This is a genomic window from Bartonella sp. AA1HLJMS, assembly GCF_042197445.1.
GTDB lineage: Bacteria > Pseudomonadota > Alphaproteobacteria > Rhizobiales > Rhizobiaceae > Bartonella.
Genome location: NZ_JBHIRW010000010.1, coordinates 1 through 23,505 on the forward strand (window position 1 = coordinate 1; position 23,505 = coordinate 23,505).

A 23,505-nucleotide genomic window follows, 5' to 3' on the forward strand; every position below is an offset into this window, starting at 1 on the left:
CAAAAAAACTCAATAGAATCAAGATTCACCTATTCCCCCATATTAGACATAACTATTTTATTTTACTTGCTTTTTATATACCATTTATGAGCGCCAGCGTGAAGTGAGCTTTAAGAGATATCTCTTAAAACAAAGCCTGTAAAATGGCATTCTCCTCACACTGTATTCCTATTGAAATAATGATCACCTTGAACCGTGTGAGTTTAGATCTTCAGAGCTCATCTGCATAACATTTTAATGTGATTGTTATCCAATATTAAAATACTTTTCACATGATGTACAAACTATAAAGAAATAAGAAAAAACATTTGAAAATGTAAATATGAAATCTAAAAATTTAACTCTAAGATACAATCTATCTTCATTCATATAAATATACAGTATACATTCTTAAACCTATAAGACTAAGAAAACCTAAACATTGATGAAACCTATAACCCTACCTGAGAAACAGTGACAATCATGTTAAATCAAATTGTCCGCAAGTGTCTCTCATTGAAAAAAACAATATCTTATCTGGACGGCACATATAACATCTTTTTATACGAAAAAACTATAAAGAAGTAATTCGTTATGAATCACAGATTCCAAGACAAGAAGATATTTTCCACCTCTTGTGCCATCTGTAAATTCTCATCATAAACAGATATCGTTTTTATTCTTCAATGTTTCATAAACTGTTCTAAATCGAATCCATCATGCCTTGTATCTAATCAAAATCGATCTTACCAAAGATCATGCTAAAAAACCTAATAATATTATTCATAAAAAATAAAAAAAATCACAATAGATGTTTTTTGGCAATTTCACCAGCATTAACCGCAATGCTTAAATCTAATCTAAGAAATAAAATATTCATTTTCAGAAAGATGAAAAGAAGCTCATAAAAAAGAGTTTTTGTAATCTGTTTCCTAAAGCATGTGATATAGTAGCAACATGCGGCAAGAATATGCAATGCTAAAGTTTCAGCAATCAAAAGCAATTTTTACTGAAAAAAGAGAAAACAGCATCATTTTATACTAAAACAGTCAACAGAAAACGTGTAGCAACAAAATAAACCAAAAAACATCAAAAAGGTTCGGGATTATACAGAAAAATAAGCTAATAGAATAAAAGGAAAACTCTCTAACTTTTTATAGCCTATAAATATCATTTAAACATGGTGATCCCGACAGGATTCGAACCTGTGACCCACGGCTTAGAAGGCCGTTGCTCTATCCAGCTGAGCTACGGGACCCAACTGATTATTTTATCAATTCAAAATAGCATCTTCAATTCAATGTGTCCAAGAATGCTGCCGATCACTGCGAAAATTATCAGAATAAGAAATAGCACGTCGAATCGATGTATGTTTCTTTTCTACACGGTAAGAGATAGCATTCTTACGTGCAAAAGCAATCGCTTCTTCCTTCCTATTAAATCGAATCTTTACCTGATTATTCATATCAGACGTTGCCGTATAGCCCATAAGAGGTTCAAGCATTTTTGCTTTCATTGGCTCATACTCTAGAATCCAAAAACCTGTATTCCCCTTACCTGACTGCATAGCTGTCTTAGCAGGACTATAAATACGTGCGATCATGCCTTTTTCCTTCAGATTACACAACGCTTGAATGATAGTTTCTCACCACACGTACCCAATTGGGTCATTCTCACACACTCAATCAAATATGGTCGGAGCGATAGGATTCGAACCTACGACCCCCTGATCCCAAATCAGGTGCGCTACCAGGCTGCGCTACGCTCCGCCATTTACATTTACTTGATGCACATTTCCTAAAATTTTCATAACAGAAGTGCAAGAGAAAAACACACTTTTTTTAAATTTTGTTGCATTTCTTTACAAAAAAGCACATTTTTTAATTTTTTCCCCTACTCAATAACAAATTTATTGACAAATAGTAGAAAATAACCTCCGTAAAAAATCCAATCTATATTAAAAAAGAATGAATTTCTCTATAAGGACTTCATAATTTTTATCCTGTTTTAAGCAAGCTCTCACTGTATCAAAACGCATTTCACAGATACAGTTTTAGAAAAAAACGACTTAAATATCATAGATAAATTTTCCCAAAGAGAACATAAGCCAAAGAATTCAGCTGTATTAAGCTTTTTTCCCCTCTTTTTCTATCTTCCCAAAGACTCTTTTATTAAAAACTCTAGAATCTGCGACAATTCATATTCATAAACAACAAACATTTTTTCAAAGCACAAGGTTTTATTATAAATAAAATAAAGCGCTCTTTTTAGAAAAATTTTCAAATGCGAAGCTGAAAAGAATTCAACATCATACAATAAAATCTCAAAGTTATTTAAAATAAAAATACGACAAGAGTAAAAAAACACTATTTTTCTCTCTTATATAGATATCCCAAAAGAAGAAAATTTAAATGACTTGTCTTCCACATATTGAAACGATAATAGAAGAACAGAATAAGTAAGCCATGATAAGGAGTATTTACGGTTTTCTTCTATTTAAAACTTCAGCAATAACAGCACGTGTTATTTTTCTTTTTCTTTGTAATGCCAACTGATCAACAGAATCAATAACACGCTTCAATGAAAATAAAGAACGTTCACAACGGCTTACAAGATAATAAACCGTATCTGGATGTACAATAAGTTGCCTATCGGAAAAAAGCTTAAAAGCAACAGCTGTTAACAATGCATCATCAGGCTGATTAATTTCAACGAACATCACCGAATTAAGACGACTTTTTAGATCATTTAACGTTAAATTCCAAGCGGAAGGAAGTGTTCGTGCCGTCATCAATAAAGTAGCTTGTCGTGCATCAAGATTTATTTGCTTAATACTGTTAATTAAATGAAAAAGTTCTGTCTCATTGATTTCACCTGTATCAATATCCTCTATTAAAAATGATCTTCCTAAAGAAGCCATAGTAACAGCCTGACCAAGTTCATTGTACTGAATCCTGAAAGCATCTGCTTTTTGGAGCCATATATTAGAAAAGTGCGTTTTTCCAGATCCTTCTTTACCAACCAAAACTGCAATAGGTAAGCTCCAATTGGGCCAGTGATCAATAAGCTGAAAAGCCATACGATTACTTTCCGTTACCACTAAATCCTCAAATTGAAAAATCGGATCATAAGGAAAATTTAAAGATAATTGCGTTTCACGCCCATTCATTTTAGCGACTCCGAATTTCCGCTTCGCGAATACATCTGAGAACTCAGATAAGTATGAAGAGCAAAACGAACTAAAACGCCAACAGCCGCTGCCGCAGGAACAGCAACAAGCATACCAGTAAAACCAAAGAGTGAAGAAAAAGCAAAAAGTGAAAACATCAACCATACGGGATGTAATCCCACTGATGAACCCACAAGCTTGGGTTGAAGAATATAACCTTCAATAAATTGACCAATTAAAAAAAGTGCCATCACAACAATGATTCCCCCCCAATTATTGGGATAAAACTGGACCCATGCAATACCAACAGAAAGGACCAAACCACTCATTGTGCCGATATAAGGAACAAAGCTAATAAGACCAATAAACATACCAATCAAAAGACTAAAATTGAGTCCTGCAATCGTTAAACCAATAGCATAATAGCCTCCCAATATGAGACAAACTGTTCCTTGTCCACGAACAAAGCCTGCAATAGCTCTATCCATTTCATGAAAAATACTACGGACGGTTTCAAGATGATCACGCGGTATTAACGAATCGATTGCTGTTACCATACGTGGCCAATCTAATAACATATAAAATGCCACCACAGGTGCCACAACAAATAGGCTAACGATATTAACGATAGATTTTCCTGACTTTAAAAGTGAATTCAAAAGAGACGTAATAAAATCCGAACCTTCGCCCAAAAATCCTTTAATATTATTCCGTAATTCATTTGGATCACTTCCAAAATAGCGCCTTAACCAATCAAAATCATGCTCAACAAAAAAGGTTTGAATACGATTAATATAAACAGGTAAACCATCACTCATAAATTGCTGTATTTGCCAACTAATAACAGGAATCAAAATAACTAAAGCAGCAACAAAGGTAATAACAATAAATAAGGTAATAAGGACAGTCCCAAACACACGACGAATACCAAATTTTTCAAGTAATTGAACAATGGGATTGAGAAAATAAGCCAACACAATCCCTGCCACAAAAGGAAGCAAAATCGATCCAAAAACAAACATAAAAAGAATGAAAAAAATCAGCGTACCAAGCCAAAAAAAGATTTGTCTTTTCATATTATTCGGCAACGGTAATTGAGTATACGCTGGCACATAAGTCTTATAACGATCACGAGATGTATTCTCACTCACTTTCTTTCTCATAAGTTGCCAAGAAGACTGTCCGTGATTATCTGATATCTTGCTCATAAAATATCCTAAAAAAATCTTCACAAAAAATTATAAACAACTTCAAAATAAGCTACAAGAAAAGTTGCTTATTTTCTTATCAATATCTCTTGCAGAGAGAACTCTATCATGGCATTGCATAATATCAAAACCTGATTTTCCATTAAAGGAAGGCTCCAATGAGCAATCAAGATCTTATAAAGAATAAATCCAAAGTCGGCCTTACCTACGCAAAAGCCGGTGTAAACATCGATATGGGTAATGCCATGGTAGAAAAAATCAAACCCTTTATACGCGCTACAAAACGAGCCGGAGCAGATGCAGAAATTGGTGGGTTTGGTGGCCTTTTTGATTTAAAAGCCGCTGGCTTTACAGATCCTATCCTCGTAGCAGCCAATGATGGAGTGGGAACAAAATTAAAAATTGCTATCGAAGTAGGTCACCATAATACTGTAGGTATTGATCTCGTTGCTATGTGTGTCAATGATTTACTTGTACAAGGAGCTGAACCGCTCTTTTTTCTGGATTATTTTGCAACTGGAAAGCTCGACCCTGAACAAGGGGCTGCGATTGTTTCTGGTATTGCAGAAGGATGTAAACAAGCCGGTGCTGCTCTTATTGGAGGAGAAACTGCAGAAATGCCAGGAATGTATGCAGAGGGAGATTATGATCTAGCCGGTTTTGCTGTAGGAGCATGCGAACGTAGCAAGCTACTCCCTTCAAAAGATTTGATAGAAGGTGATGTTATATTAGGTCTAAGCTCCTCTGGAATTCATTCCAATGGCTTTTCGCTTGTTCGACGAATCATCCAGCAAAATTATCTCAAATGGAATGACCCTGCCCCTTTTTCCCCTGAAAACAGCCTTGGTATAGCACTTCTTACACCAACACGCATTTATGTAAAATCGCTTCTTCCTATCATGCGAAAATATGAAGGGATTAAAGCTCTTGCTCATATTACGGGTGGAGGCTTTCCTGAAAATATTCCACGTGTCCTTCCATCTTCTCTCTGCGCTGAAATTAATCTTTCTACCATCAATGTTCCAGCAGTATTTTCATGGATTGCCAAACAAGGTAAAATAGAAGAAAGAGAAATGTTAAGAACATTCAATTGTGGTATTGGCATGATCATTATCGTAGCACAGCATGCAGCTGAAACAATTACACAAGCTCTTGAAAGAAAAGGAGAAACTGTAACTCCCCTTGGTATTTTAACAAAATGCCAAGATCAAAATAAAGGAATACTTTATCAAGGGGTACTGCATTTATGAAAAAACAAATCGTCGTTTTCATTTCTGGTAATGGGTCCAATATGGTCGCCCTTGCTCAAGCTAGTCAACAAAAAGAATATCCTGCTGAAATTGTCGCGGTTATTTGCGATAATCCGCGTGCAAACGGTATTGAAAAGGCGCAAAACCATAACTTACCTATTCATATTGTTGATCGTAAAATTTACAAAACAAAAGAAGAGCATGAAGAAGATATTTTTACGATTTTAGATCAATATAAACCAGATTTTCTCTGCTTTGCAGGGTATATGCGTCTTATCTCACCACGTTTTGTAAAACTTTATGAAGGACGAATTTTAAACATTCATCCTTCTCTTTTGCCTTCATTTAAAGGCTTAAACACACATGAAAAAGCTTTACAAGCAGGTGTAAAAATCACGGGTTGCACTGTTCATCTTGTTACAGAAGACATGGATGCAGGAAAAATCCTTGCCCAAGCAGCCGTTCCAGTCTATCCCCATGATACTGCTGAGTGCTTAGCAGAAAGAGTTCTTAAAGTAGAGCATAAACTCTATCCTGAAGCTTTAAAAGCATTTATTGAAGGAAAGAGCAAAATGATAGATACGCAACAACAGCTTTTATCTTTTTGAGTGTATCAACAATCTATTAATCAGCATATTTCAATGCTTTACACATAGTTTCTGCTCAGTATCTACAATTGAAAATCTCTATGAAATGTTGACATAATAGAGCCCATCTCTTCATAAATTTTTGCACAAAACATGTGATTTTTTGAATTTTATTTCATTTTCAAAATTCTTCTTCTTTATTTAGTTCTATGACATTATCATAAGCTCTATTTATCAAAATGCTCTCGTCTTTAGCCTAAAAAATCTTAAAATACGCAATTTTTCTATTGCATAAATTTTTTCTCATGATGAAAGTGTTTCTTTAACTGTTACAGCTAACTGTTTGAGTGTAAAAGGTTTAGATAAAAAACCAAAAACAGCATCTTGTGGAAGATTTTTAGCAAAAGCATCTTTTGCATATCCAGAAACGAAAAGAAATTTGATACTAGGATAGTTTTTACGGACTTCCTTCAATAAAGTGGGCCCATCCATTTCTGGCATCACCACATCGGAAACAATAATATCAACATCTCCTTTTTGTTCCTCAAGAATAGAGAGTGCTTCCGCCCCACTTGCTGCCTCTAAAACCGTATATCCTCTCATTTGAAGAGCTCTTACCCCCCCCATTCTGACCGCATCTTCATCTTCAACCAATAAAACAGTCGCAGATCCTGTTAAGTCTATATTTTTATCTTTCTCTTCATCTTTTTCAATCTTTTGAGAAATTTCTCCTTTTATATTGGGGATATAACGGGGAAGAAAAATATGAAATGTTGCTCCTTCACCTTCTTTACTTTCACAATAAATATACGCACCGCTCTGCTTGATAATTCCATAAACCATTGATAAACCAAGTCCTGTTCCTTTTCCAACTTCTTTTGTTGTAAAAAATGGCTCAAACATTTTTTCTTGTATAGCAGCAGATATACCAGCCCCTGTATCTGAAATAGTCAATTGCACATACTCGCCAATTGCTAATCCAAGATGATTAAATTCAGCACTTTGTTGCTTTGTAATATTATTTGTTGCAATCGTAACAATACCTCCATCTAACATGGCATCACGCGCATTAATAACCAAATTCATAATAACACGCTGAAAAGATGCTTGATCAACTTCAACGCTCCACAAATCTCTTCCATGGATAATTTTTAACTGAATATTATTCCCCAAAAGTGGTAAAATAAGATTGCGGATATCTGATAAAAATTCAGTAAAATCGACTTCTTCAGGTCGAAGTGTTTGCTTTCTAGAAAAAGCTAATAATTGCTGGACAAGAGCAGCTGCACGATTAGCATTGTTTTTAATATTGATCAGATCAGCATGAGCAGGATCAGAACTACGATGCGTATTTAAAAGAAGATCACACGACATTAAAATTGCTGTTAAAACATTATTAAAATCATGAGCAATGCCGCCAGCCAATTGTCCTACAGCTTGCATCTTCTGACTTTGCATCATTTTATCTTCAAGAGTTTTTTGTTCGGTTGTTTCAATCACAGAGATAATAAGCAAATCTTGCAATGCATCACCGTGATAGGGCGGTACAGACATAATATGGAGCCGTAAATGGCATTCTTCATTTTTTTCTAAAACAGTTTCTAGAGAAACAAAATAATTTTTATTTGTCGCAATTCTCTGAAAAGAACGCTCTAACTGCACACAATCACGACGAGAAATAACATCATAAAAATTGACAGCTTTGTCCATACATCCCGTGAGTGATGAAAAAGCTTTATTCATATGAACCAATTGCCCTGCATGATCCACCACGGCTATTGCAAAAGGACTCGCATCAAAATATTCTCCTAATATACTGGGTAATTTTAATTGATCATCCTCTTCTTTTTGTATTTGTTGTGGAATGATCACAACACGATAAATGGCTTCCTCTTCTAAGAGAGAAGAAACAGATATAAGACAATGGAATATTTTCTCACAAGTCGTGTGTGAATTTAAACATAACGAAAACCTATAAGGTAAAGAGTAACCTGAACTTTGATATCTGTTGGTTTGTAAACAGATATCACTCCATGAGCTCTTAGCACCAACGCTATCAAATAACGAATCAAAATTATGTTGACCAATTGAGAAATTCGCTAAATCAATTGAAAACCATTCTGCAAAAGTCGCATTGGCATAAAGAATAGTTCCTTGTCTATTAACGGATACAAAACCAATAGAAGCTTGATCCAAGTGATTGATAGCCTCTTGAAGGTTCGAGAAAAAAACTTCTCGCGTTTGTTGTAAGTGCGAAATATCAGTAATACGCCAAAATAAAAGCTTTTTTTTCTGTTTTGTGATAGGTTGAATGGAAATATTATACCAAACAGATTTTTTTAATGTAGAATCGGTAAAAATTGGCTGTTCTACTCTTAATTCCTCTTGCGCTGCAAGATTATTACAGGCTGCAACCTTTAAGCGATACGAGAGTGCACCAGCTCCTGGTAGATCTGCAATAACCCTATAACAAGACACTTCAGGCTTATAGGTCAGAATTTTTCGATAGTTTTGATTAGAATAATAAACAAAACCAGAAAGATCAGAGATTACAATTGCATCATCGCTCCTATTAAAGATGCTAAAATCAAAATCTTCATGCGACCACACATGATATCTTAAAATTCCCATTCCACACAAAACGAGTGTTGCAACACCGATCATTGCTAGAATCAAAAAAGATATTGATATCGCCTGTTGCAAATAGTTTTGTGGATAAAAAAAACCTAAAATACCCACAATGAAAAGAAAACCTAATACAAAAACAACACCAAAAATCACAACTCTCCGGTGAAACGAAGACGCTGATCTTTCATTATTCTGAAAATCTTTATCCATCTCTCTTTGCCTTAGCTTATAGCTATTTCTTATGTCACAAACTTCCTTTATATTCGTTGTTATGTTGTTATAAAGTATATACTATGATATTATCTAAGATAAGCTCGCTTAATATTCAAAAGTTTATTTCTTACATTATAAGTGAATCTTTTGAGGGTATGTTTATAACTTTATCTCAATAAAAAATAATATTTCCATCCAAAATGGGAGAAAATCTATGTATATCTGGTTATCAGAGCAGATAGGTGTATCTGCTGCAAACATAACGATAAGCTTTTTGCTTTTTATAATAACAATCGCAGCTATTACCGTAATTATCGTGTTTTTACGTCGCTTAAGTACAGGAAGATACAGCATTAATAGAAAAAAAAGTCTATCACGATTAGCATTATGTGAAGTAATTTCTATAGATCGAGCACGCCGCCTTGTTTTAGTCCGTTGCGATAATAAAGAACATTTGCTCCTTATTGGCGGATTAACAGATGTAGTTGTAGAATCCGATATTACTGATACATCAAAAATACAAAAAAGAAAAATACACACACATCTAAATTCCGCCCCTCCAGAAAGAAACGATGTATCGGATAAAAGTCCCTCTCCTTTTACGAATCAAGCGGTAAAAGATTCAGCCATCACCGCCGAAATTGAGGGGCGGCAAGAACCATCTTTATTCATTCCTACCCATCAAAAATAAAAATATACAATTTTATCACCACGAATTTCGTTTGTTTATCATCTCAATAACCTTAATCATCGCGATAAACTCTTTCACGTCGTTCGTGACGTTCTTGCGCTTCCAATGACAAAACGGCTATCGGCCGAGCCTCAAGACGCTTGATACTAATGGGTTCGCCGGTTTCTTCACAAAAACCGTATGTCCCATTATCAATGCGCTCTAAAGCAGCATCTATTTTTGAAATAAGTTTCCTCTGACGATCACGAGCACGTAATTCGATTGTACGATCAGTTTCACAAGAAGCCCGATCAGTCAAATCGGGCTGACCAACATTCTCTTCCTGCAAATTTTCCAAAGTCTCACGAGCTTCTTTTAATATATCATTCTTCCAAGAAACCAATTTAGCACGAAAATACGCCTTTTGCCGCTCATTCATAAAAGGCTCATCTTCACTAGGGCGATATTGACCATCAATCTCTTCGCTCATGCAATAAAAAACCTCCACATATGCTATGTGCGGTCTATATATTGTGCAATACCCATCAACACAAGAGTAAAATGTTTTTTCATAACAATCGACGAATATATCTAAATGCACTGTTTAGGTTTGATCGCTTTTTTATGTAGATTGAATTCTTGATCAAATCTCATCCAGAATCATTTTTCTCGCTTATTGAAAAACTTTAAAAAGAAGGAAATCAGATATCAGAGCCATCCCTCCCCTACTCCCTACATTGTTAAAAATCTAAATGAAGCAACAATAAATCATTTCATCAATGCAAAAAAATAAAATCTTTATAAAGGCAAAGTGTGATATTCACGTTTCAAATACATCAAAGCATCTTTTTCTTTATTACAGTTGATTGCAACAACCTCACCAATCAAAACACAATGGGTTGCGTGTTCGTGCCAACAAATCAAACGACAATCAAACGACGCTAGAGCGTCTGAAAGACTAGGCGCCCCCGTTTGCAAAGCTCCCCATTGAGCAACATCAAAACGCTCATTTTGTGTAGAATTGCAACGCCTCGAAAAAACATCCGCTAATGAGCGATGTTTTCCTGCCAAGCTATTAACACAAAAATTTCCATTCTCCATAAACACCTGATTCTTTAAATTATGACGCATGAGACAAACAAGAAGGGTTGGAGGATCATCAGATAAAGAACAACACGCCGAAACAGTCACCCCACGTCTTCCCTTAATACCATTTGTTGTCACAATATGCACAGCTCCTGCAAAAAGACTCATGGCATCTCGATATTCTTGGGAAGAAACCGCAATAGTATGTTTATGTTGAAGTTCAGGCATCAAATATGTTTTATGATTCGACATATCTTTCACTTATAAAGCTTTAAAATTTCAAGCAATCTTTCCATAAAAAGACCTATAATACATATTTTTTCTTTTCCGTCATAACACAAAAAATATTTGTGTATACACAGTGATATGATAAAAACTGCCAATCTAAGGAGATTTTAATGCCCCATTCTCATCTCATTTCGCCTTCTCTCTTGGCTTCTGATTTTTCTAAACTTGGACAAGAAATGTTAGATGTTGTTGATGCTGGTGCAGATTGGCTTCATCTTGATATTATGGATGGGCACTTTGTTCCTAACATCACCTTTGGTCCTGAAATCATCAAAGCTCTGCGCCCATTAACAAAAGCAATATTTGATGTCCACCTGATGATCGCACCAGTAGACCCTTATTTAGAAGCTTTTGCAAAAGCAGGTTCAGATATTATAACTATTCATGCTGAAGCAGGTCCACATCTTCATCGTTCATTACAAACAATCAAAAAAATGGGGAAAAAAGCAGGAATCGCACTCAATCCAAGCACCCCTGAACATGTACTTGAATATTTGCTTGATCAATTAGATCTCATTCTCATCATGACGGTCAATCCCGGTTTTGGTGGACAAAGTTTTATTCCAGAAATAAAAGATAAAATTAAGCGCGTTAAAAGCATGATTGCAAACCGCCCTATTGATCTTGAAGTTGATGGTGGTATCACCGTTGATACAATTGGGATAGCTGCAAAAGCTGGTGCAAATGTATTTGTCGCAGGCTCTGCAATTTATAAAGATGGCAATAAAGAGCTTTACAAAACACGTATTAGTGCATTGCGCCAAGCCGCAATCCTCTCACAACAAGGAAAAAAATGATGATCGCACGTTATTCCCGCCCTGCAATGGTAACAATTTGGTCTCCTGAAACAAAATATCGTATTTGGTTTGAAATTGAAGCCCATGCCTGTGATGCTCTTGCTCACTTAGGGATTATTCCGAAAGAAGCCGCCAAAGTCATTTGGGAAAAAGGGGCAGCAGCTAAATTTGATGTCAATCGTATTGATGAAATTGAAGCAATTACCAAACATGATGTTATCGCATTTCTAACCCACCTAGCTGAATTCATTGGACCAGAAGCACGTTTTATCCACCAAGGTATGACATCATCTGATGTTCTCGATACAACGCTGAACATTCAATTGATGCGTGCGAGTGATATTTTGCTAGAGGATATAGATCAACTTCTTGAAGCATTAAAAAGACGTGCTTTTGAGCATAAAGAGACAATCACCATTGGGCGGAGTCATGGCATTCATGCTGAACCGACAACATTTGGAATCAAGTTTGCTCTTGCATACGCTGAATTTTCTCGTTGTCGCAAACGTCTTCTTGCTGCACGAGAAGAAATTTCTACTTGCGCGATTTCAGGAGCTGTAGGAACTTTTGCTAATATCGATCCACGCGTTGAAGAACATGTAGCAAAAGCCTTGAAAATGCGTACTGAACCGGTTTCCACCCAAGTAATACCAAGAGATCGTCATGCTATGTTTTTTGCAACACTTGGTGTTATTGCTTCCTCTATTGAAAGGCTAGCAATAGAAATACGCCATTTACAACGAACAGAAGTTCTTGAAGCAGAGGAACATTTCTCACCTGGGCAAAAAGGTTCATCGGCAATGCCTCATAAACGTAATCCAGTTTTAACAGAAAATTTAACTGGATTAGCCCGTATGGTACGTGCATTTGCACTCCCAGCCATGGAAAATGTAGCTCTTTGGCATGAACGTGATATTTCCCATTCATCTGTTGAGCGTTATATTGCTCCAGATGCGACTATTACACTTGATTTTGCTCTTTCTCGCCTCACATCTGTCATTGAAAATCTCATTGTCTATCCAGAAAATATGCAAAAAAATCTCAATAAATTCCGCGGTCTTGTTCACTCACAACGGGTTCTTTTAGCACTCACACAAGCAGGGATTAGTCGTGAAGATTCTTATCGGATTGTACAACGAAATGCGATGAAAGTTTGGGAACAAGGAAAAGATTTTTTAGAAGAACTCCTCAACGACAAAGATGTTACCAAAGCTTTAAGTGAAGAAGAACTTCGCGAAAAATTTGATCTTTCTTACCACACCAAACATATCAATACGATTTTTAAACGTGTTTTTGAAGAACAATAAAGCGACATAGAAAACCAAAATCCATTCAACCTATGATCAAAAATCTGTTGTAACAAAGAAAACAATTCATGAAAGCAAATCAACTCGATATTCTTATTGTTCCTGGCTACAAAGGATCTGGTCCAGATCATTGGCAAACACGCTGGGAAAAAAAATTGTCGACAGCCAGCCGCATTGAACAACTCCATTGGTCAAAGCCTGTTTGTGAAGAGTGGGTTAACAAAGTTAAAACCGCCATCGCAAAAGCTCAAAGGCCTGTTATGCTTATTGCTCATTCATTAGGAGTTCCCAGTGTTATTCATGCAACTGTACAAAATACAGAAAAAATTTGTGGCGCTTTCTTTGTTGCACCTCCAGATGTCGCCAATGAAAAAATACGTCCCAAACATTTAATGACATTTGGCCCCTATCATCGCCAAAAGCTTCCTTTTCCTTCTATTGTCATAGCCAGTCGCAACGATGAGTTTTGTCAATTTTCAGTAGCAGAAAAAATTGCCAATGATTGGGGATCACTCTTTGTTGATGCTGGGTATTCTGGCCATATTAACGCAGAATCCGGACACGGACCTTGGCCTGAAGGGCTTATGGTCCTCTCTCACTTTCTTGCAAAAATTTGATCCAAAAGAGGTGATCTTCTTTCTCATCGCTTATGTATCTTCACCTTTGGGTAAACGTGTAATGATAAAAATTATAAAAGTATCATAGCAATATCATTGAGAAATTCTATCAATTAGGATAGTATCATTTATCAATGTTATTAAAAACCTCTCAAGATAAACAGAGAATCATGATGAATCGTCGCCACCGTATTTATGAAGGCAAGGCTAAAATTTTATATGAAGGACCTGAACCAGGGACTTATATTCAATTTTTTAAAGATGATGCAACTGCCTTTAATGCAAAAAAACATGAAATTATCGACGGAAAGGGCGTTTTAAACAACCGAATTTCGGAACATATTTTTAGCCATCTTGGACGTTTGGGCATCCCAACACATTTTATCAAACGTATAAACATGCGCGAACAGCTTATTAAAGCGGTGGAAATCATTCCGTTGGAAGTTGTTGTTCGCAATGTTGCTGCCGGCTCTCTTGCTAAGCGTTTAGGACTGGAAGAAGGAACCCCGCTTCCGCAATCCATCATTGAATTCTACTATAAAAATGATTCTCTCGATGATCCTATGGTAACGGAAGAACATATCACAGCTTTTGGATGGGCTGTCCCACAAGAGATAGAAGATATCATGCAACTTTCAATTCGTATTAATGATTTTCTTTCTGGGCTTTTTGCCGGTGTTAACATCCAATTAATTGATTTTAAAATGGAATTTGGTCGCCTGTGGGAAGATGAAACAATGCGCATTGTTCTTGCTGATGAAATCTCTCCTGATTCTGCACGACTATGGGATATGCACACACAAGAAAAAATGGATAAAGACCGTTTTCGTCGTGATATGGGAGGGCTTATTAATGCCTATCAAGAAGTTGCCAAACGTCTTGGTATTATGAATGAAAACGAACCAACACGACCAAGTGGTCCCGTTCTCGTAAAGTAAAAACAAGGTAAAAAACATCACCTTATACAAACACCCCTCTTCAAAGGAGAGGTTCTTTTAACAAGCAGGAAGCAAAAAATGAAAGCACGCATTACGGTTACTTTAAGAGAAAGCGTTCTTGATCCACAAGGAGAAGCAATTGTCGGTGCTTTAAAAAGTTTGGCTTTCGAAGGCATTCAATCTATTCGTCAAGGAAAGGTTTTTGATATTGTTCTTGATGATTTACCTTCTGAAACTGCAAAGAAAAAACTTGAACAAATGTGTGAAGAGTTACTCGCAAATACTGTCATCGAAAATTATACAATCGAACTTCTGTAAGTGAAACGCTCATGAAAACTGCCATCATTCAACTTCCTGGATTAAATCGTGATCGAGATATGGTTGCAGCATTACATCATATAACGGGAGTTGAGCCACTAAAAATTTGGCAAACAGAAACAACAATTCCAGATGTAGATGTTATTATTATTCCTGGTGGTTTTTCCTATGGCGACTACTTAAGATGTGGTGCGATTGGAGCGCGAACTCCCGTCTTAAAAGCCATTCGTGAAAAAGCACAAGAAGGTACGACAATTATAGGTATCTGTAATGGATTTCAAATTTTGTTGGAAGCAGGATTATTACCCGGTACTTTAATGCGTAACGCTTCTTTAAAATTTGTTTGTCGTGAAATCAAGCTTGAAGTCGTCAACGCCAAGACAAAATTTTCTCGATATTATTCTAAAGGACAAATTATTCGTTGTCCTGTTGCCCATCATGACGGAAATTATTTTGTTGATAGTGAAACATTGAAACAAATGGAAGACAATGAACAAATTGTTTTTCGCTATGCAGAAAATACAAACCCGAACGGCTCAATGAAAGATATTGCTGGTATTGTTAATAAAGCTGGTAATATTCTTGGTATGATGCCCCATCCTGAAAACTTTATTGAACCCGCCCACGGAGGTACTGACGGTCGTTTACTTTTTCAAAGTGCTTTAGAGTTAGTAAATGGATAATGCTGCAAAAATACTCGCGCTCCATAATTTAAAAAAATAAGGATTTATACCATTTCTTGCTTCATAAAGCTATAAACAAAGCTCTTCACAAACAACAATGGATATTATTTTCTAAACACATAATTATTTAAGACCATTTTTAGTCTTAAATCCCACCAAACAAACGGACAAAATCTTCAGCTTACTGTCTATAAATATTTTTATTATTAAACAACATGATTGTTTATAATATAAGCTGCTAGGTTAAAAAAATAAAAATACTAAATTTCGATTAATTTGACGGATAAATACTCATGAAGCCTTGCAATAACATCACTATTACATCAGAACTCATTGCACAACACGGGCTAAAAGAAGATGAATATCAACGTATCCTAACGTTAATTGGTAGAGAACCAACATTTACTGAACTAGGAATTTTTTCTGCGATGTGGAACGAACATTGTTCCTATAAATCATCTAAAAAATGGCTAAAAACTCTTCCGACAGAAGGAAAATGTGTCATCCAAGGACCTGGTGAAAATGCTGGTGTTGTCGATATTGGCGAAGGACAATGTGTTGTTTTCAAAATGGAAAGCCATAACCACCCTTCTTATATTGAACCTTATCAAGGTGCAGCGACAGGTGTTGGTGGTATTTTACGTGATGTCTTTACAATGGGAGCCCGTCCTGTTGCTGCTATGAATGCATTGCGATTTGGTGCTCCTGATCACCCACGAACACGCCATCTTGTTTCTGGTGTTGTTTCTGGAATAGGTGGTTACAGCAATTCTTTTGGTGTTCCAACGGTTGGTGGAGAAGTAAATTTTGATGAGCGTTATAATGGCAATATCCTTGTTAACGCTTTTGTCGCCGGTATTGCAAAGACAGACGCCCTTTTTTATTCTAAAGCACAAGGTATTGGACTCCCTGTTGTTTATCTGGGTGCAAAAACAGGACGTGATGGTGTCGGTGGAGCAACAATGGCTTCTGCTGAATTTGATTCTTCAATCAGTGAAAAACGTCCAACCGTTCAAGTCGGTGATCCTTTTACAGAAAAATGTCTCCTTGAAGCATGTTTAGAGCTCATGGAACTTGGAGCCGTGGTTGCTATTCAAGATATGGGGGCAGCAGGACTCACCTCTTCTGCCGTTGAAATGGGAGCAAAAGGAAATCTGGGGATACAGCTTAATCTTGATACAGTTCCTGTTCGAGAAGAAAACATGACAGCCTATGAAATGATGCTTTCTGAAAGTCAAGAGCGTATGCTCATGGTCCTTAAACCAGAACTAGAAAAGCAAGCAGAAGCAATTTTTCATAAGTGGGGACTACATTTTTCTATCATTGGAAAAACAACCGATGATTTACGTTTTCGTGTATTTCATCAAGGGGAAGAAGTTGTCAATCTTCCCATCAAAGAGCTTGGTGATGAAGCGCCTGTTTATGATCGTCCTTGGAGTGAGCCGGCAAAAAAAACACCCTTGAAAGCAGAAGACGTCAAAAAAGTTGAAAATCTTGGTGATGCGCTTCTGTGCTTATTGAATTCTGCTGATCAAAGTTCTCGGCGATGGGTTTATGAACAATATGATACCCTTATCCAAGGAAATAGCCTTGTTTGTCCAGGAGGTGATGCAGGCGTTATCCGTGTAGGAAACAACAGCAAACGTGCTCTTGCTTTTTCTTCTGATGTAACACCTCGCTATTGTGAAGCAGACCCTTATGAAGGGGGGAAACAAGCTGTCGCAGAATGCTGGCGAAACATTAGTACGACAGGTGCAACACCACTGGCTGCTACAGATAATCTCAATTTTGGTAACCCTGAAAAACCTGAAATTATGGGACAGCTGGTTTTTGCTATTAAAGGTATAGGAGAAGCTTGTAGAATCCTTGATTTTCCTATCGTTTCAGGCAATGTTTCTCTTTACAACGAAACAAATGGGGAAGCCATTCTTCCAACCCCCACAATTGCTGGTGTAGGCCTTCTTAATGATTGGTCTAAAATGGTAACAATAAGTGGTATGCAAAATGGAGATATTCTTGTTTTAGTAGGAAATTGCGGCTCCCATTTAGGACAATCAATCTATGCACGTAACATTTTAAATATTGATGCAGGCGCCCCCCCACCTGTAGATTTACAACTTGAAAAAAAGCATGGTCAATTTGTTCGAGATGTCATACATCGTGGTTTTATTCACGCCGCCCATGACCTTTCTGACGGAGGATTAGCGATAGCACTTGCTGAAATGGTGATTAAAGCAGGTAAAGGAATCAAAGTAAAGTTAAGCAATAAATCACCCCATCATGCAGAACTTTTTGGAGAAGACCAAGGACGTTATCTTTTAGCCGTCAAACCTCACTCTCTTAATAGTCTTAAAGAGCTCGCACAAATCAATACAGTTTCTTTAACAAAGCTAGGTCAAGTTGCAGGTGATGCACTTGATATAGATGGAATACTAAAACTTTCTATAGACAAACTCACAAAAGCCTATGAAAACTGGTTTCCACAATTTATGGGTGAAGAGTAAAAATTGTTTTTTCTCTTAAACAGCCTTTATAAAAAATGAACAACATAGGAGAATAATGATGGCAATGAGTGCCCATGCAATTGAAACGCTTATTCGTGAAGGCATTCCTGATGCTACAGTAAGAATTCGTGATCTTGCTGGAGATGGGGAACATTATGCTGCAGAAGTTATTTCTGAAAGTTTTCGTGGTAAAACCCGTGTTCAACAACATAAAATGGTCTATGATGCCCTTAAAGGCAATATGGGAAATGACCTTCACGCCTTAATGTTGCAAACAAATGTCCCAAAATAATCTAAAATTTCTTCTTGCATTCACACATTTAATACGATTAAAAGCAGTATGAGTATAAATTACACACTGATAAAAATCTGAAATATCGAGGGATAAAAATGACCACTGTTCATGATTTTATTGACAACGAAATTAAAACAAACGACGTCATTTTATTCATGAAAGGAACACCTGACGCTCCGCAATGCGGGTTTTCGGGACAAGTTGTTCAAATTCTTGATTATTTAGGATTGAATTATAAAGGGATTAATATCTTAACTTCTAACGAATTGCGTCAAGGGATTAAAGATTACTCAAATTGGCCAACAATTCCACAGCTTTATATCAAAGGTGAATTTATCGGAGGCTGTGATATTGTTAAAGAGATGTTTCAAAACAATGAGTTACAGGAACTTTTGAAAGAAAAAAATATTTCATGTAATCAATCATAGGTATCTTTCATTTTATTCAGACTCTTAAAAAGAGCTGTTTTCAGACGAAATTTTTATTTCAAGGATGCCATATGTCATATTCAGTCGATGAACAAACGCATAGAGATGCGATTAGAAACAAAATTGGCTATAAAGAATTTGTTATTCTTATTGCTTCGCTCATGGCTATTAACGCTATAGCTGTTGATATTATGCTGCCAGCTATGCCCGATATTTTAGACGGCTTAAATGTTCTCAATGAAAATGATCAACATTATATCATTTCGAGTTATCTTATTAGCTATGGTATTGCTCAAATATTTTTCGGTCCAATAAGCGATAGGTATGGACGACGTAAACTTATTCTTCTCGGGCTCGCTTTTTATTCATTTACGGCGATTGGCTGTGCCTTTGTAACTGATTTTTCTCTCTTACTTATTTTACGTATCTTGCAAGGTATTGGAGGGGCTGCTATGCGAGTTCTTACAGTTTCCGTCGTACGTGATCTTTACAGTGGTCGAAAAATGGCAGAAGTTATGTCTATTGTTATGATGGTTTTTCTTGTTGCACCAATGGTTGGTCCCGCAACAGGACAGATCATTTTACTTCTTGGACATTGGCAATATATTTTTATTTTCATGGCAATGATTGGTTTAGGACTGATGATTTGGATTCAACTACGCTTGCCTGAAACTCTTTATGCGCAACGCTCTCTTTCCTTTTCTTCAGTTAAACACAACTTATGGATTGTAATAACCAATCGCACAACACTTTGCTATACACTTGCAACTTCCATTATTTTAGGCTGTATCTTTACCGCCGTTAATACATCACAACAAACATATGAAGGGATCTATAATCTAGGACTTTGGTTCCCTATTGCTTTTGCAGTTGGTGCTGCATTTCAAGCTCTATCATCATTCTTTAACTCTCAACTCGTTGGACGCCTTGGAATGCGGCGTATTGCTCATACTATGCTTTTGCTCTTTTGTGCCACTTCATGCATTTGGTTTATTGGGTCCATCTTAGCAGGTGGTGTTATCCCTTTTCCTTTTTATATGACGTTATATTGTATATTAATGTTTACCTGCGGTGGTATTATGGCCAATTTCAATACACTCGCTCTTGAACCTGTAGGAGAAATAGCTGGAACAGCTTCTTCTGTATCCGGCTTTCTTCAAACATCTATCGGTGCAGGACTTAGCTTTTTTATTGCCCAACAATTCGATGAAACAACCATCCCAAACTCAGCAGGATTTTTCTTTCTGAGTCTCACTGCCATACTTCTCGTCTTATGGGCTGAACGTGGTCATCTTTTTAGGCAATATCATAGTAATCCTAACGAATAAATATTATTACGAAAGATTAATAACATCTCTCTTGAACAATAAGAAAATAAACCTGTCAGACAAAATAAAACATCTCCAAATAGAACACTCTTGTGTTAAACATTCACATTGTTTGTTTAAAGGTACAGCTCTCGAAATATCAAATCATTTCACGACAGCACCCATAAATGGTATAATGTAAAAAAACAAACATACCTATTGTTGCAACAACTCTTGTCTGTGAAACGGTTTATTAAAAAATATTTTGATTCTTTTCTTCAATAGTTTTTATGAAGACGGGCTGGTCTCTCATCTCATGACAGGCAAACAAACAGTTTTGATTGGTTTAACCTAAACAAGATCGAAATAAGAGAAAAACTTACGCTTTAGGTCTTTCGTTCAATATAAAAAATAATAAATTATCTTTATAAATTAATATCTTACACAATCATAAAACCATAGGGAACTTTCCCATTTATAAAATACATTTAATTGATAAATTTTCCTGATTTTGGAAATCCTCTTGGAACCAAACGCCCGACGCCCGCACGCATTCCCATCCATTCAATGAGATCATCAGCTTGACGGTTAAAGATTCGTTCAGCTGTATCTTGCCAACTTAAGCCTTCTGATAAATTAAAAGTCTTGGCATCAACAACACCACCTTCTTTATAACGCTGTAAACGAACACCTTTACCGCGATTCATTTCTGGTATTTGTTCAATAGAAAAAATAAGCATTTTACGGTTTTCACCGACTACAGCAACATGATCACCATTTACCGGAACACAAAGCTTTACCTTATCAGGAGCTTTCACATTCATCACTTGCTTTCCTTTTCGTGTATTGGCGATCACTTCTGCAGAAGAAACAATAAAACCATTACCGTGAGATGAAACCAAGAGCAATTTTTCCTCGGCGTGATGCACAAACGCTGTGAGAACATCGTGCTCATCATCCATATCAACTAAGAGACGAATAGGTTCACCATGTCCCCGCCCTCCAGGTAAATTATTTGCACCAATAGCAAAAAACTTCCCCCCCGTACTGATCAGCACAATCTTGTCGGTCGTAAATGCTGGAAAGGCTAACTTTAAACTGTCTCCTTCTTTAAAAGAAAGTGCTTTATAATCGTTCAAGTGTCCCTTCAAAGCACGCATCCACCCCTTTTCAGAAATAACAATAGTAATCGGTTCTTTTTCGATCATTGCTTGTTGAATATCATCAAGATCATGTCTTGGTGCCTCTTCAAACGTCGTACGTCTTTTCCCCAAGAGTGTTTCAGGACCAAAAGTGTTTCGAACTTTTTTGATTTCTTCTGAAATTATTTTCCACTGTTTTATAGGAGAAGCTAATAAATTCTGTAGTTTTTCTTTTTCAGCTTTCAAACTTTCAAATTCTTTACGAATTTCAAATTCCTCAAGTTTACGCAAAGAACGCAAGCGCATATTAAGAATAGCTTCAGCTTGATTTTCTGTTAATTCAAACCGATTAATCAGCTTCTTTTTCGGTTCATCCTCTTCACGAATAATCTGAATGACCTCATCGAGATTTAAATAGGCAATAAGATATCCATGAAGAATTTCCAATCGGCTATCAATTTGATCAAGCCGATAATAAGAGCGACGAATAAGCACTTCTTGACGATGTTCAAGCCATTGCTGCAAACTTTCTCGCAAAGAAAGAACATTGGGTATTTTTCCCAAAGACAAAACATTCAGATTAAGGGGAAATCTTACTTCAAAGTCAGTCAATTTAAAAAGAGACTCCATAAGGAGCTCCGGATCAACCGACCGATTTTTAGGAACAAGCACGATTCTGATATCTTCTGCTGATTCATCTTGAATATCCTCAAGCATTGGCAACCGACGTGCAAGCAACAATTCCGCAGTTTTTTCAATAAGGCGTGACTTTTGAACTTGGTAGGGAATTTCAGTTACAACGATCACGTAAGAACCACGGCTACCAGGTTCCTGATGCCAACGTGAACGCAAGCGAAAGAATCCACGCCCAACACGATAGGATTCCTCAATACTTTTTTTAGGTTCAACTAAAATTCCCCCCGTCGGAAAATCAGGACCAAGAACGAATTGATTTAATTCCTCATCATTTACATCGGGATGCGCAATCAAATGGAGCGCTGCATCACAAAGCTCAGCAACATTATGGGGTGGAATAGATGTTGCCATACCAACAGCAATACCAGAAGAACCATTTGCTAAAAGATTAGGGAAAGCTCCTGGTAAAACAACCGGCTCTTCATCTTCCTCATTATAGGTTAAACGAAAATCAATAGCATTCTCATTAATTCCTTCAAGTAACAATGCAGCCACTTCAGTCATACGTGCTTCCGTATAACGCATGGCAGCAGCATTATCACCATCAATATTACCAAAATTGCCTTGCCCATCAACCAACGGATAACGAACAGCAAAACTTTGAGCCAAGCGCACCAAGGCATCATAAATAGACGCATCCCCATGAGGATGAAATTTTCCCATGACATCACCAACAATCCGCGCACATTTCGCATAAGACTGTCCAGGATTTAGTTTGAGAAGACGCATCGCATGAACAATCCGCCGGTGGACCGGCTTCAATCCATCACGTACATCAGGCAATGCACGGTGTGTAATCGTAGAAAGTGCATAAGCCAAATAACGTTCCTGTAAAGCAGAACGTAATTCTATTGGTTCAATATGTTCTTTATCAAAAGGTAAATTCATTTTATCAGACATAGATTAAAACAACAATTCCCACAATAATAAGAAATTATTTTATAGGATTTATTTAATGAAATCTTCTATGAGTCGACTTTTTTATTAAAAGTCAATTACATAAAAACAAACGCTGCAATTAGAACATGAACAGAAAATTATATCAATTTGAAAAATTTATACATGTCCTTCCCCCCTTGTCCTAAGTAATTTATTGAAAGCTTTGTCAAATTCGACGATAATTTAACTGCCCACAAAGAGTTATTTCATCTTTTTCTGAAATGACAAAAGCACCTTTCAAACATCATCTTTTATTATAAAGATAAATTGTATAACAACCCCATTCAGTTTTTCTACGAAAAACCAAAAAAATGTTCAAAGCTTATGAAATTTAAACTTTTCAGAGTAAGTCCATAGAATGGAAAACCACATTATTCTCATAAAAACGAAGAGACACAATTCTCTGCTACAACGTTGTAAAAACTTCAATAAAAAATAAATAATATATTGACACAT

General features: G+C 36.5%; 20 protein-coding genes and 2 tRNA genes. 13 read left to right on the forward strand and 9 right to left on the reverse strand.

The features are described from left to right. Nucleotides 1-1,160: 1,160 nt before the first annotated feature. The 5 genes from ACFIQE_RS04350 to ACFIQE_RS04370 all read right to left on the reverse strand — a co-directional run bounded on the left by ACFIQE_RS04350 (nucleotide 1,161) and on the right by ACFIQE_RS04370 (nucleotide 4,356). Nucleotides 1,161-1,237: transfer RNA gene (locus ACFIQE_RS04350), tRNA-Arg, on the reverse strand. Between the two features lie 39 nt (nucleotides 1,238-1,276). After that, nucleotides 1,277-1,582, reverse strand: a complete 306-nt coding sequence (locus ACFIQE_RS04355; protein ID WP_375611556.1) for an ETC complex I subunit — start codon at nucleotides 1,580-1,582, stop codon at nucleotides 1,277-1,279. Nucleotides 1,583-1,671: 89 nt separating this feature from the next. Continuing rightward, nucleotides 1,672-1,748, reverse strand: a tRNA-Pro gene (locus ACFIQE_RS04360). 710 nt (nucleotides 1,749-2,458) lie between these two features. Continuing rightward, complete coding sequence (gene hdaA, locus ACFIQE_RS04365; protein ID WP_375707310.1) at nucleotides 2,459-3,148, reverse strand: DnaA regulatory inactivator HdaA; 690 nt, start codon at nucleotides 3,146-3,148, stop codon at nucleotides 2,459-2,461. Then, nucleotides 3,145-4,356: an AI-2E family transporter gene (locus ACFIQE_RS04370; RefSeq protein WP_375621313.1), complete on the reverse strand. Its 1,212-nt coding sequence runs from the start codon at nucleotides 4,354-4,356 to the stop codon at nucleotides 3,145-3,147. Before ACFIQE_RS04370 ends, hdaA begins: the two co-directional genes overlap by 4 nt. A gap of 158 nt (nucleotides 4,357-4,514) precedes the next feature. On the opposite strand from ACFIQE_RS04370, the gene purM reads away from it, so the two are divergent. Beyond that, a complete protein-coding gene (gene purM, locus ACFIQE_RS04375) occupies nucleotides 4,515-5,606 on the forward strand; it encodes a phosphoribosylformylglycinamidine cyclo-ligase (protein ID WP_375621314.1) in 1,092 nt (363 codons plus the stop codon). Then, nucleotides 5,603-6,214: a phosphoribosylglycinamide formyltransferase gene (gene purN / locus ACFIQE_RS04380; RefSeq protein ID WP_375707311.1), complete on the forward strand. Its 612-nt coding sequence runs from the start codon at nucleotides 5,603-5,605 to the stop codon at nucleotides 6,212-6,214. The genes purM and purN overlap by 4 nt, the downstream gene beginning before the upstream one ends. Nucleotides 6,215-6,496: 282 nt before the next feature. On the opposite strand, the gene ACFIQE_RS04385 is transcribed toward purN, so the two are convergent. Further along, a complete protein-coding gene (locus tag ACFIQE_RS04385) occupies nucleotides 6,497-9,031 on the reverse strand; it encodes a response regulator (RefSeq protein WP_375707312.1) in 2,535 nt (844 codons plus the stop codon). 217 nt (nucleotides 9,032-9,248) lie between these two features. Between ACFIQE_RS04385 and ACFIQE_RS04390 the strand changes: the two genes are divergently transcribed. Continuing rightward, entirely contained in the window at nucleotides 9,249-9,725 is a 477-nt protein-coding gene (locus ACFIQE_RS04390) for a hypothetical protein (protein WP_375621317.1), read from the forward strand. Between the two features lie 52 nt (nucleotides 9,726-9,777). Here the strand turns inward: ACFIQE_RS04390 and dksA are convergent, their stop codons facing one another. Together dksA and ACFIQE_RS04400 are read right to left on the reverse strand one after the other, a co-directional pair. Continuing rightward, complete coding sequence (dksA, locus tag ACFIQE_RS04395) at nucleotides 9,778-10,194, reverse strand: RNA polymerase-binding protein DksA (protein ID WP_015856486.1); 417 nt, start codon at nucleotides 10,192-10,194, stop codon at nucleotides 9,778-9,780. Nucleotides 10,195-10,502: 308 nt separating this feature from the next. Next, nucleotides 10,503-11,042 carry a flavin reductase gene (locus ACFIQE_RS04400; RefSeq protein ID WP_375611549.1) on the reverse strand — a complete coding sequence of 180 codons (540 nt, stop codon included), beginning with the start codon at nucleotides 11,040-11,042 and terminating at the stop codon, nucleotides 10,503-10,505. Between the two features lie 146 nt (nucleotides 11,043-11,188). Between ACFIQE_RS04400 and rpe the strand changes: the two genes are divergently transcribed. The 10 genes from rpe (at nucleotide 11,189) to ACFIQE_RS04450 (ending at nucleotide 20,293) form a co-directional block, all read left to right on the forward strand. Beyond that, the gene (gene rpe, locus ACFIQE_RS04405) at nucleotides 11,189-11,875 is read left to right on the forward strand and encodes a ribulose-phosphate 3-epimerase (protein ID WP_375640409.1); all 687 of its coding nucleotides are present in this window, start codon (nucleotides 11,189-11,191) and stop codon (nucleotides 11,873-11,875) included. Beyond that, nucleotides 11,875-13,182, forward strand: a complete 1,308-nt coding sequence (gene purB, locus ACFIQE_RS04410) for an adenylosuccinate lyase (protein WP_375613148.1) — start codon at nucleotides 11,875-11,877, stop codon at nucleotides 13,180-13,182. Before rpe ends, purB begins: the two co-directional genes overlap by 1 nt. Before the next feature lie 68 nt (nucleotides 13,183-13,250). Next, on the forward strand, nucleotides 13,251-13,799 hold the full coding sequence (locus ACFIQE_RS04415; protein ID WP_375611547.1) for an RBBP9/YdeN family alpha/beta hydrolase: 549 nt from the start codon (nucleotides 13,251-13,253) through the stop codon (nucleotides 13,797-13,799). A gap of 173 nt (nucleotides 13,800-13,972) precedes the next feature. Next, nucleotides 13,973-14,737 carry a phosphoribosylaminoimidazolesuccinocarboxamide synthase gene (gene purC, locus ACFIQE_RS04420; RefSeq protein ID WP_273791179.1) on the forward strand — a complete coding sequence of 255 codons (765 nt, stop codon included), beginning with the start codon at nucleotides 13,973-13,975 and terminating at the stop codon, nucleotides 14,735-14,737. 78 nt (nucleotides 14,738-14,815) lie between these two features. Beyond that, nucleotides 14,816-15,055: a phosphoribosylformylglycinamidine synthase subunit PurS gene (gene purS, locus ACFIQE_RS04425; RefSeq protein WP_375611546.1), complete on the forward strand. Its 240-nt coding sequence runs from the start codon at nucleotides 14,816-14,818 to the stop codon at nucleotides 15,053-15,055. Nucleotides 15,056-15,066: 11 nt separating this feature from the next. Continuing rightward, nucleotides 15,067-15,738: a phosphoribosylformylglycinamidine synthase subunit PurQ gene (gene purQ, locus ACFIQE_RS04430; protein ID WP_375613086.1), complete on the forward strand. Its 672-nt coding sequence runs from the start codon at nucleotides 15,067-15,069 to the stop codon at nucleotides 15,736-15,738. Between the two features lie 293 nt (nucleotides 15,739-16,031). Then, nucleotides 16,032-18,242, forward strand: a complete 2,211-nt coding sequence (gene purL / locus ACFIQE_RS04435; protein WP_375707313.1) for a phosphoribosylformylglycinamidine synthase subunit PurL — start codon at nucleotides 16,032-16,034, stop codon at nucleotides 18,240-18,242. A 58-nt stretch (nucleotides 18,243-18,300) separates the two neighbouring features. After that, nucleotides 18,301-18,534, forward strand: a complete 234-nt coding sequence (locus ACFIQE_RS04440; RefSeq protein WP_375611543.1) for a BolA/IbaG family iron-sulfur metabolism protein — start codon at nucleotides 18,301-18,303, stop codon at nucleotides 18,532-18,534. Between the two features lie 98 nt (nucleotides 18,535-18,632). Continuing rightward, nucleotides 18,633-18,965, forward strand: coding sequence for a Grx4 family monothiol glutaredoxin (gene grxD, locus ACFIQE_RS04445; RefSeq protein WP_375621320.1), 333 nt, complete (start codon nucleotides 18,633-18,635; stop codon nucleotides 18,963-18,965). 71 nt (nucleotides 18,966-19,036) lie between these two features. Beyond that, complete coding sequence (locus ACFIQE_RS04450) at nucleotides 19,037-20,293, forward strand: multidrug effflux MFS transporter (RefSeq protein ID WP_375611542.1); 1,257 nt, start codon at nucleotides 19,037-19,039, stop codon at nucleotides 20,291-20,293. A gap of 467 nt (nucleotides 20,294-20,760) precedes the next feature. Here the strand turns inward: ACFIQE_RS04450 and parC are convergent, their stop codons facing one another. Continuing rightward, nucleotides 20,761-23,010 carry a DNA topoisomerase IV subunit A gene (gene parC / locus ACFIQE_RS04455; protein WP_375621321.1) on the reverse strand — a complete coding sequence of 750 codons (2,250 nt, stop codon included), beginning with the start codon at nucleotides 23,008-23,010 and terminating at the stop codon, nucleotides 20,761-20,763. Between the last annotated feature and the right edge of the window lie 495 nt (nucleotides 23,011-23,505).

Bases quoted from the DNA above. Each gene is read 5' to 3' on its own strand.
- purM (WP_375621314.1), top strand. From the start codon at position 4,515: ATGAGCAATCAAGATCTTATAAAGAATAAATCCAAAGTCGGCCTTACC.
- purB (WP_375613148.1), top strand. From the start codon at position 11,875: ATGATCGCACGTTATTCCCGCCCTGCAATGGTAACAATTTGGTCTCCT.
- purL (WP_375707313.1), top strand. From the start codon at position 16,032: ATGAAGCCTTGCAATAACATCACTATTACATCAGAACTCATTGCACAA.
- purQ (WP_375613086.1), top strand. From the start codon at position 15,067: ATGAAAACTGCCATCATTCAACTTCCTGGATTAAATCGTGATCGAGAT.
- ACFIQE_RS04370 (WP_375621313.1), bottom strand. From the start codon at position 4,356: ATGAGCAAGATATCAGATAATCACGGACAGTCTTCTTGGCAACTTATG.
- ACFIQE_RS04390 (WP_375621317.1), top strand. From the start codon at position 9,249: ATGTATATCTGGTTATCAGAGCAGATAGGTGTATCTGCTGCAAACATA.
- ACFIQE_RS04385 (WP_375707312.1), bottom strand. From the start codon at position 9,031: ATGGATAAAGATTTTCAGAATAATGAAAGATCAGCGTCTTCGTTTCAC.
- ACFIQE_RS04450 (WP_375611542.1), top strand. From the start codon at position 19,037: ATGTCATATTCAGTCGATGAACAAACGCATAGAGATGCGATTAGAAAC.
- rpe (WP_375640409.1), top strand. From the start codon at position 11,189: ATGCCCCATTCTCATCTCATTTCGCCTTCTCTCTTGGCTTCTGATTTT.
- hdaA (WP_375707310.1), bottom strand. From the start codon at position 3,148: ATGAATGGGCGTGAAACGCAATTATCTTTAAATTTTCCTTATGATCCG.
- parC (WP_375621321.1), bottom strand. From the start codon at position 23,010: ATGTCTGATAAAATGAATTTACCTTTTGATAAAGAACATATTGAACCA.
- purN (WP_375707311.1), top strand. From the start codon at position 5,603: ATGAAAAAACAAATCGTCGTTTTCATTTCTGGTAATGGGTCCAATATG.
- ACFIQE_RS04355 (WP_375611556.1), bottom strand. From the start codon at position 1,582: ATGATCGCACGTATTTATAGTCCTGCTAAGACAGCTATGCAGTCAGGT.
- purC (WP_273791179.1), top strand. From the start codon at position 13,973: ATGAATCGTCGCCACCGTATTTATGAAGGCAAGGCTAAAATTTTATAT.
- ACFIQE_RS04440 (WP_375611543.1), top strand. From the start codon at position 18,301: ATGGCAATGAGTGCCCATGCAATTGAAACGCTTATTCGTGAAGGCATT.
- ACFIQE_RS04415 (WP_375611547.1), top strand. From the start codon at position 13,251: ATGAAAGCAAATCAACTCGATATTCTTATTGTTCCTGGCTACAAAGGA.
- ACFIQE_RS04400 (WP_375611549.1), bottom strand. From the start codon at position 11,042: ATGTCGAATCATAAAACATATTTGATGCCTGAACTTCAACATAAACAT.
- purS (WP_375611546.1), top strand. From the start codon at position 14,816: ATGAAAGCACGCATTACGGTTACTTTAAGAGAAAGCGTTCTTGATCCA.
- grxD (WP_375621320.1), top strand. From the start codon at position 18,633: ATGACCACTGTTCATGATTTTATTGACAACGAAATTAAAACAAACGAC.
- dksA (WP_015856486.1), bottom strand. From the start codon at position 10,194: ATGAGCGAAGAGATTGATGGTCAATATCGCCCTAGTGAAGATGAGCCT.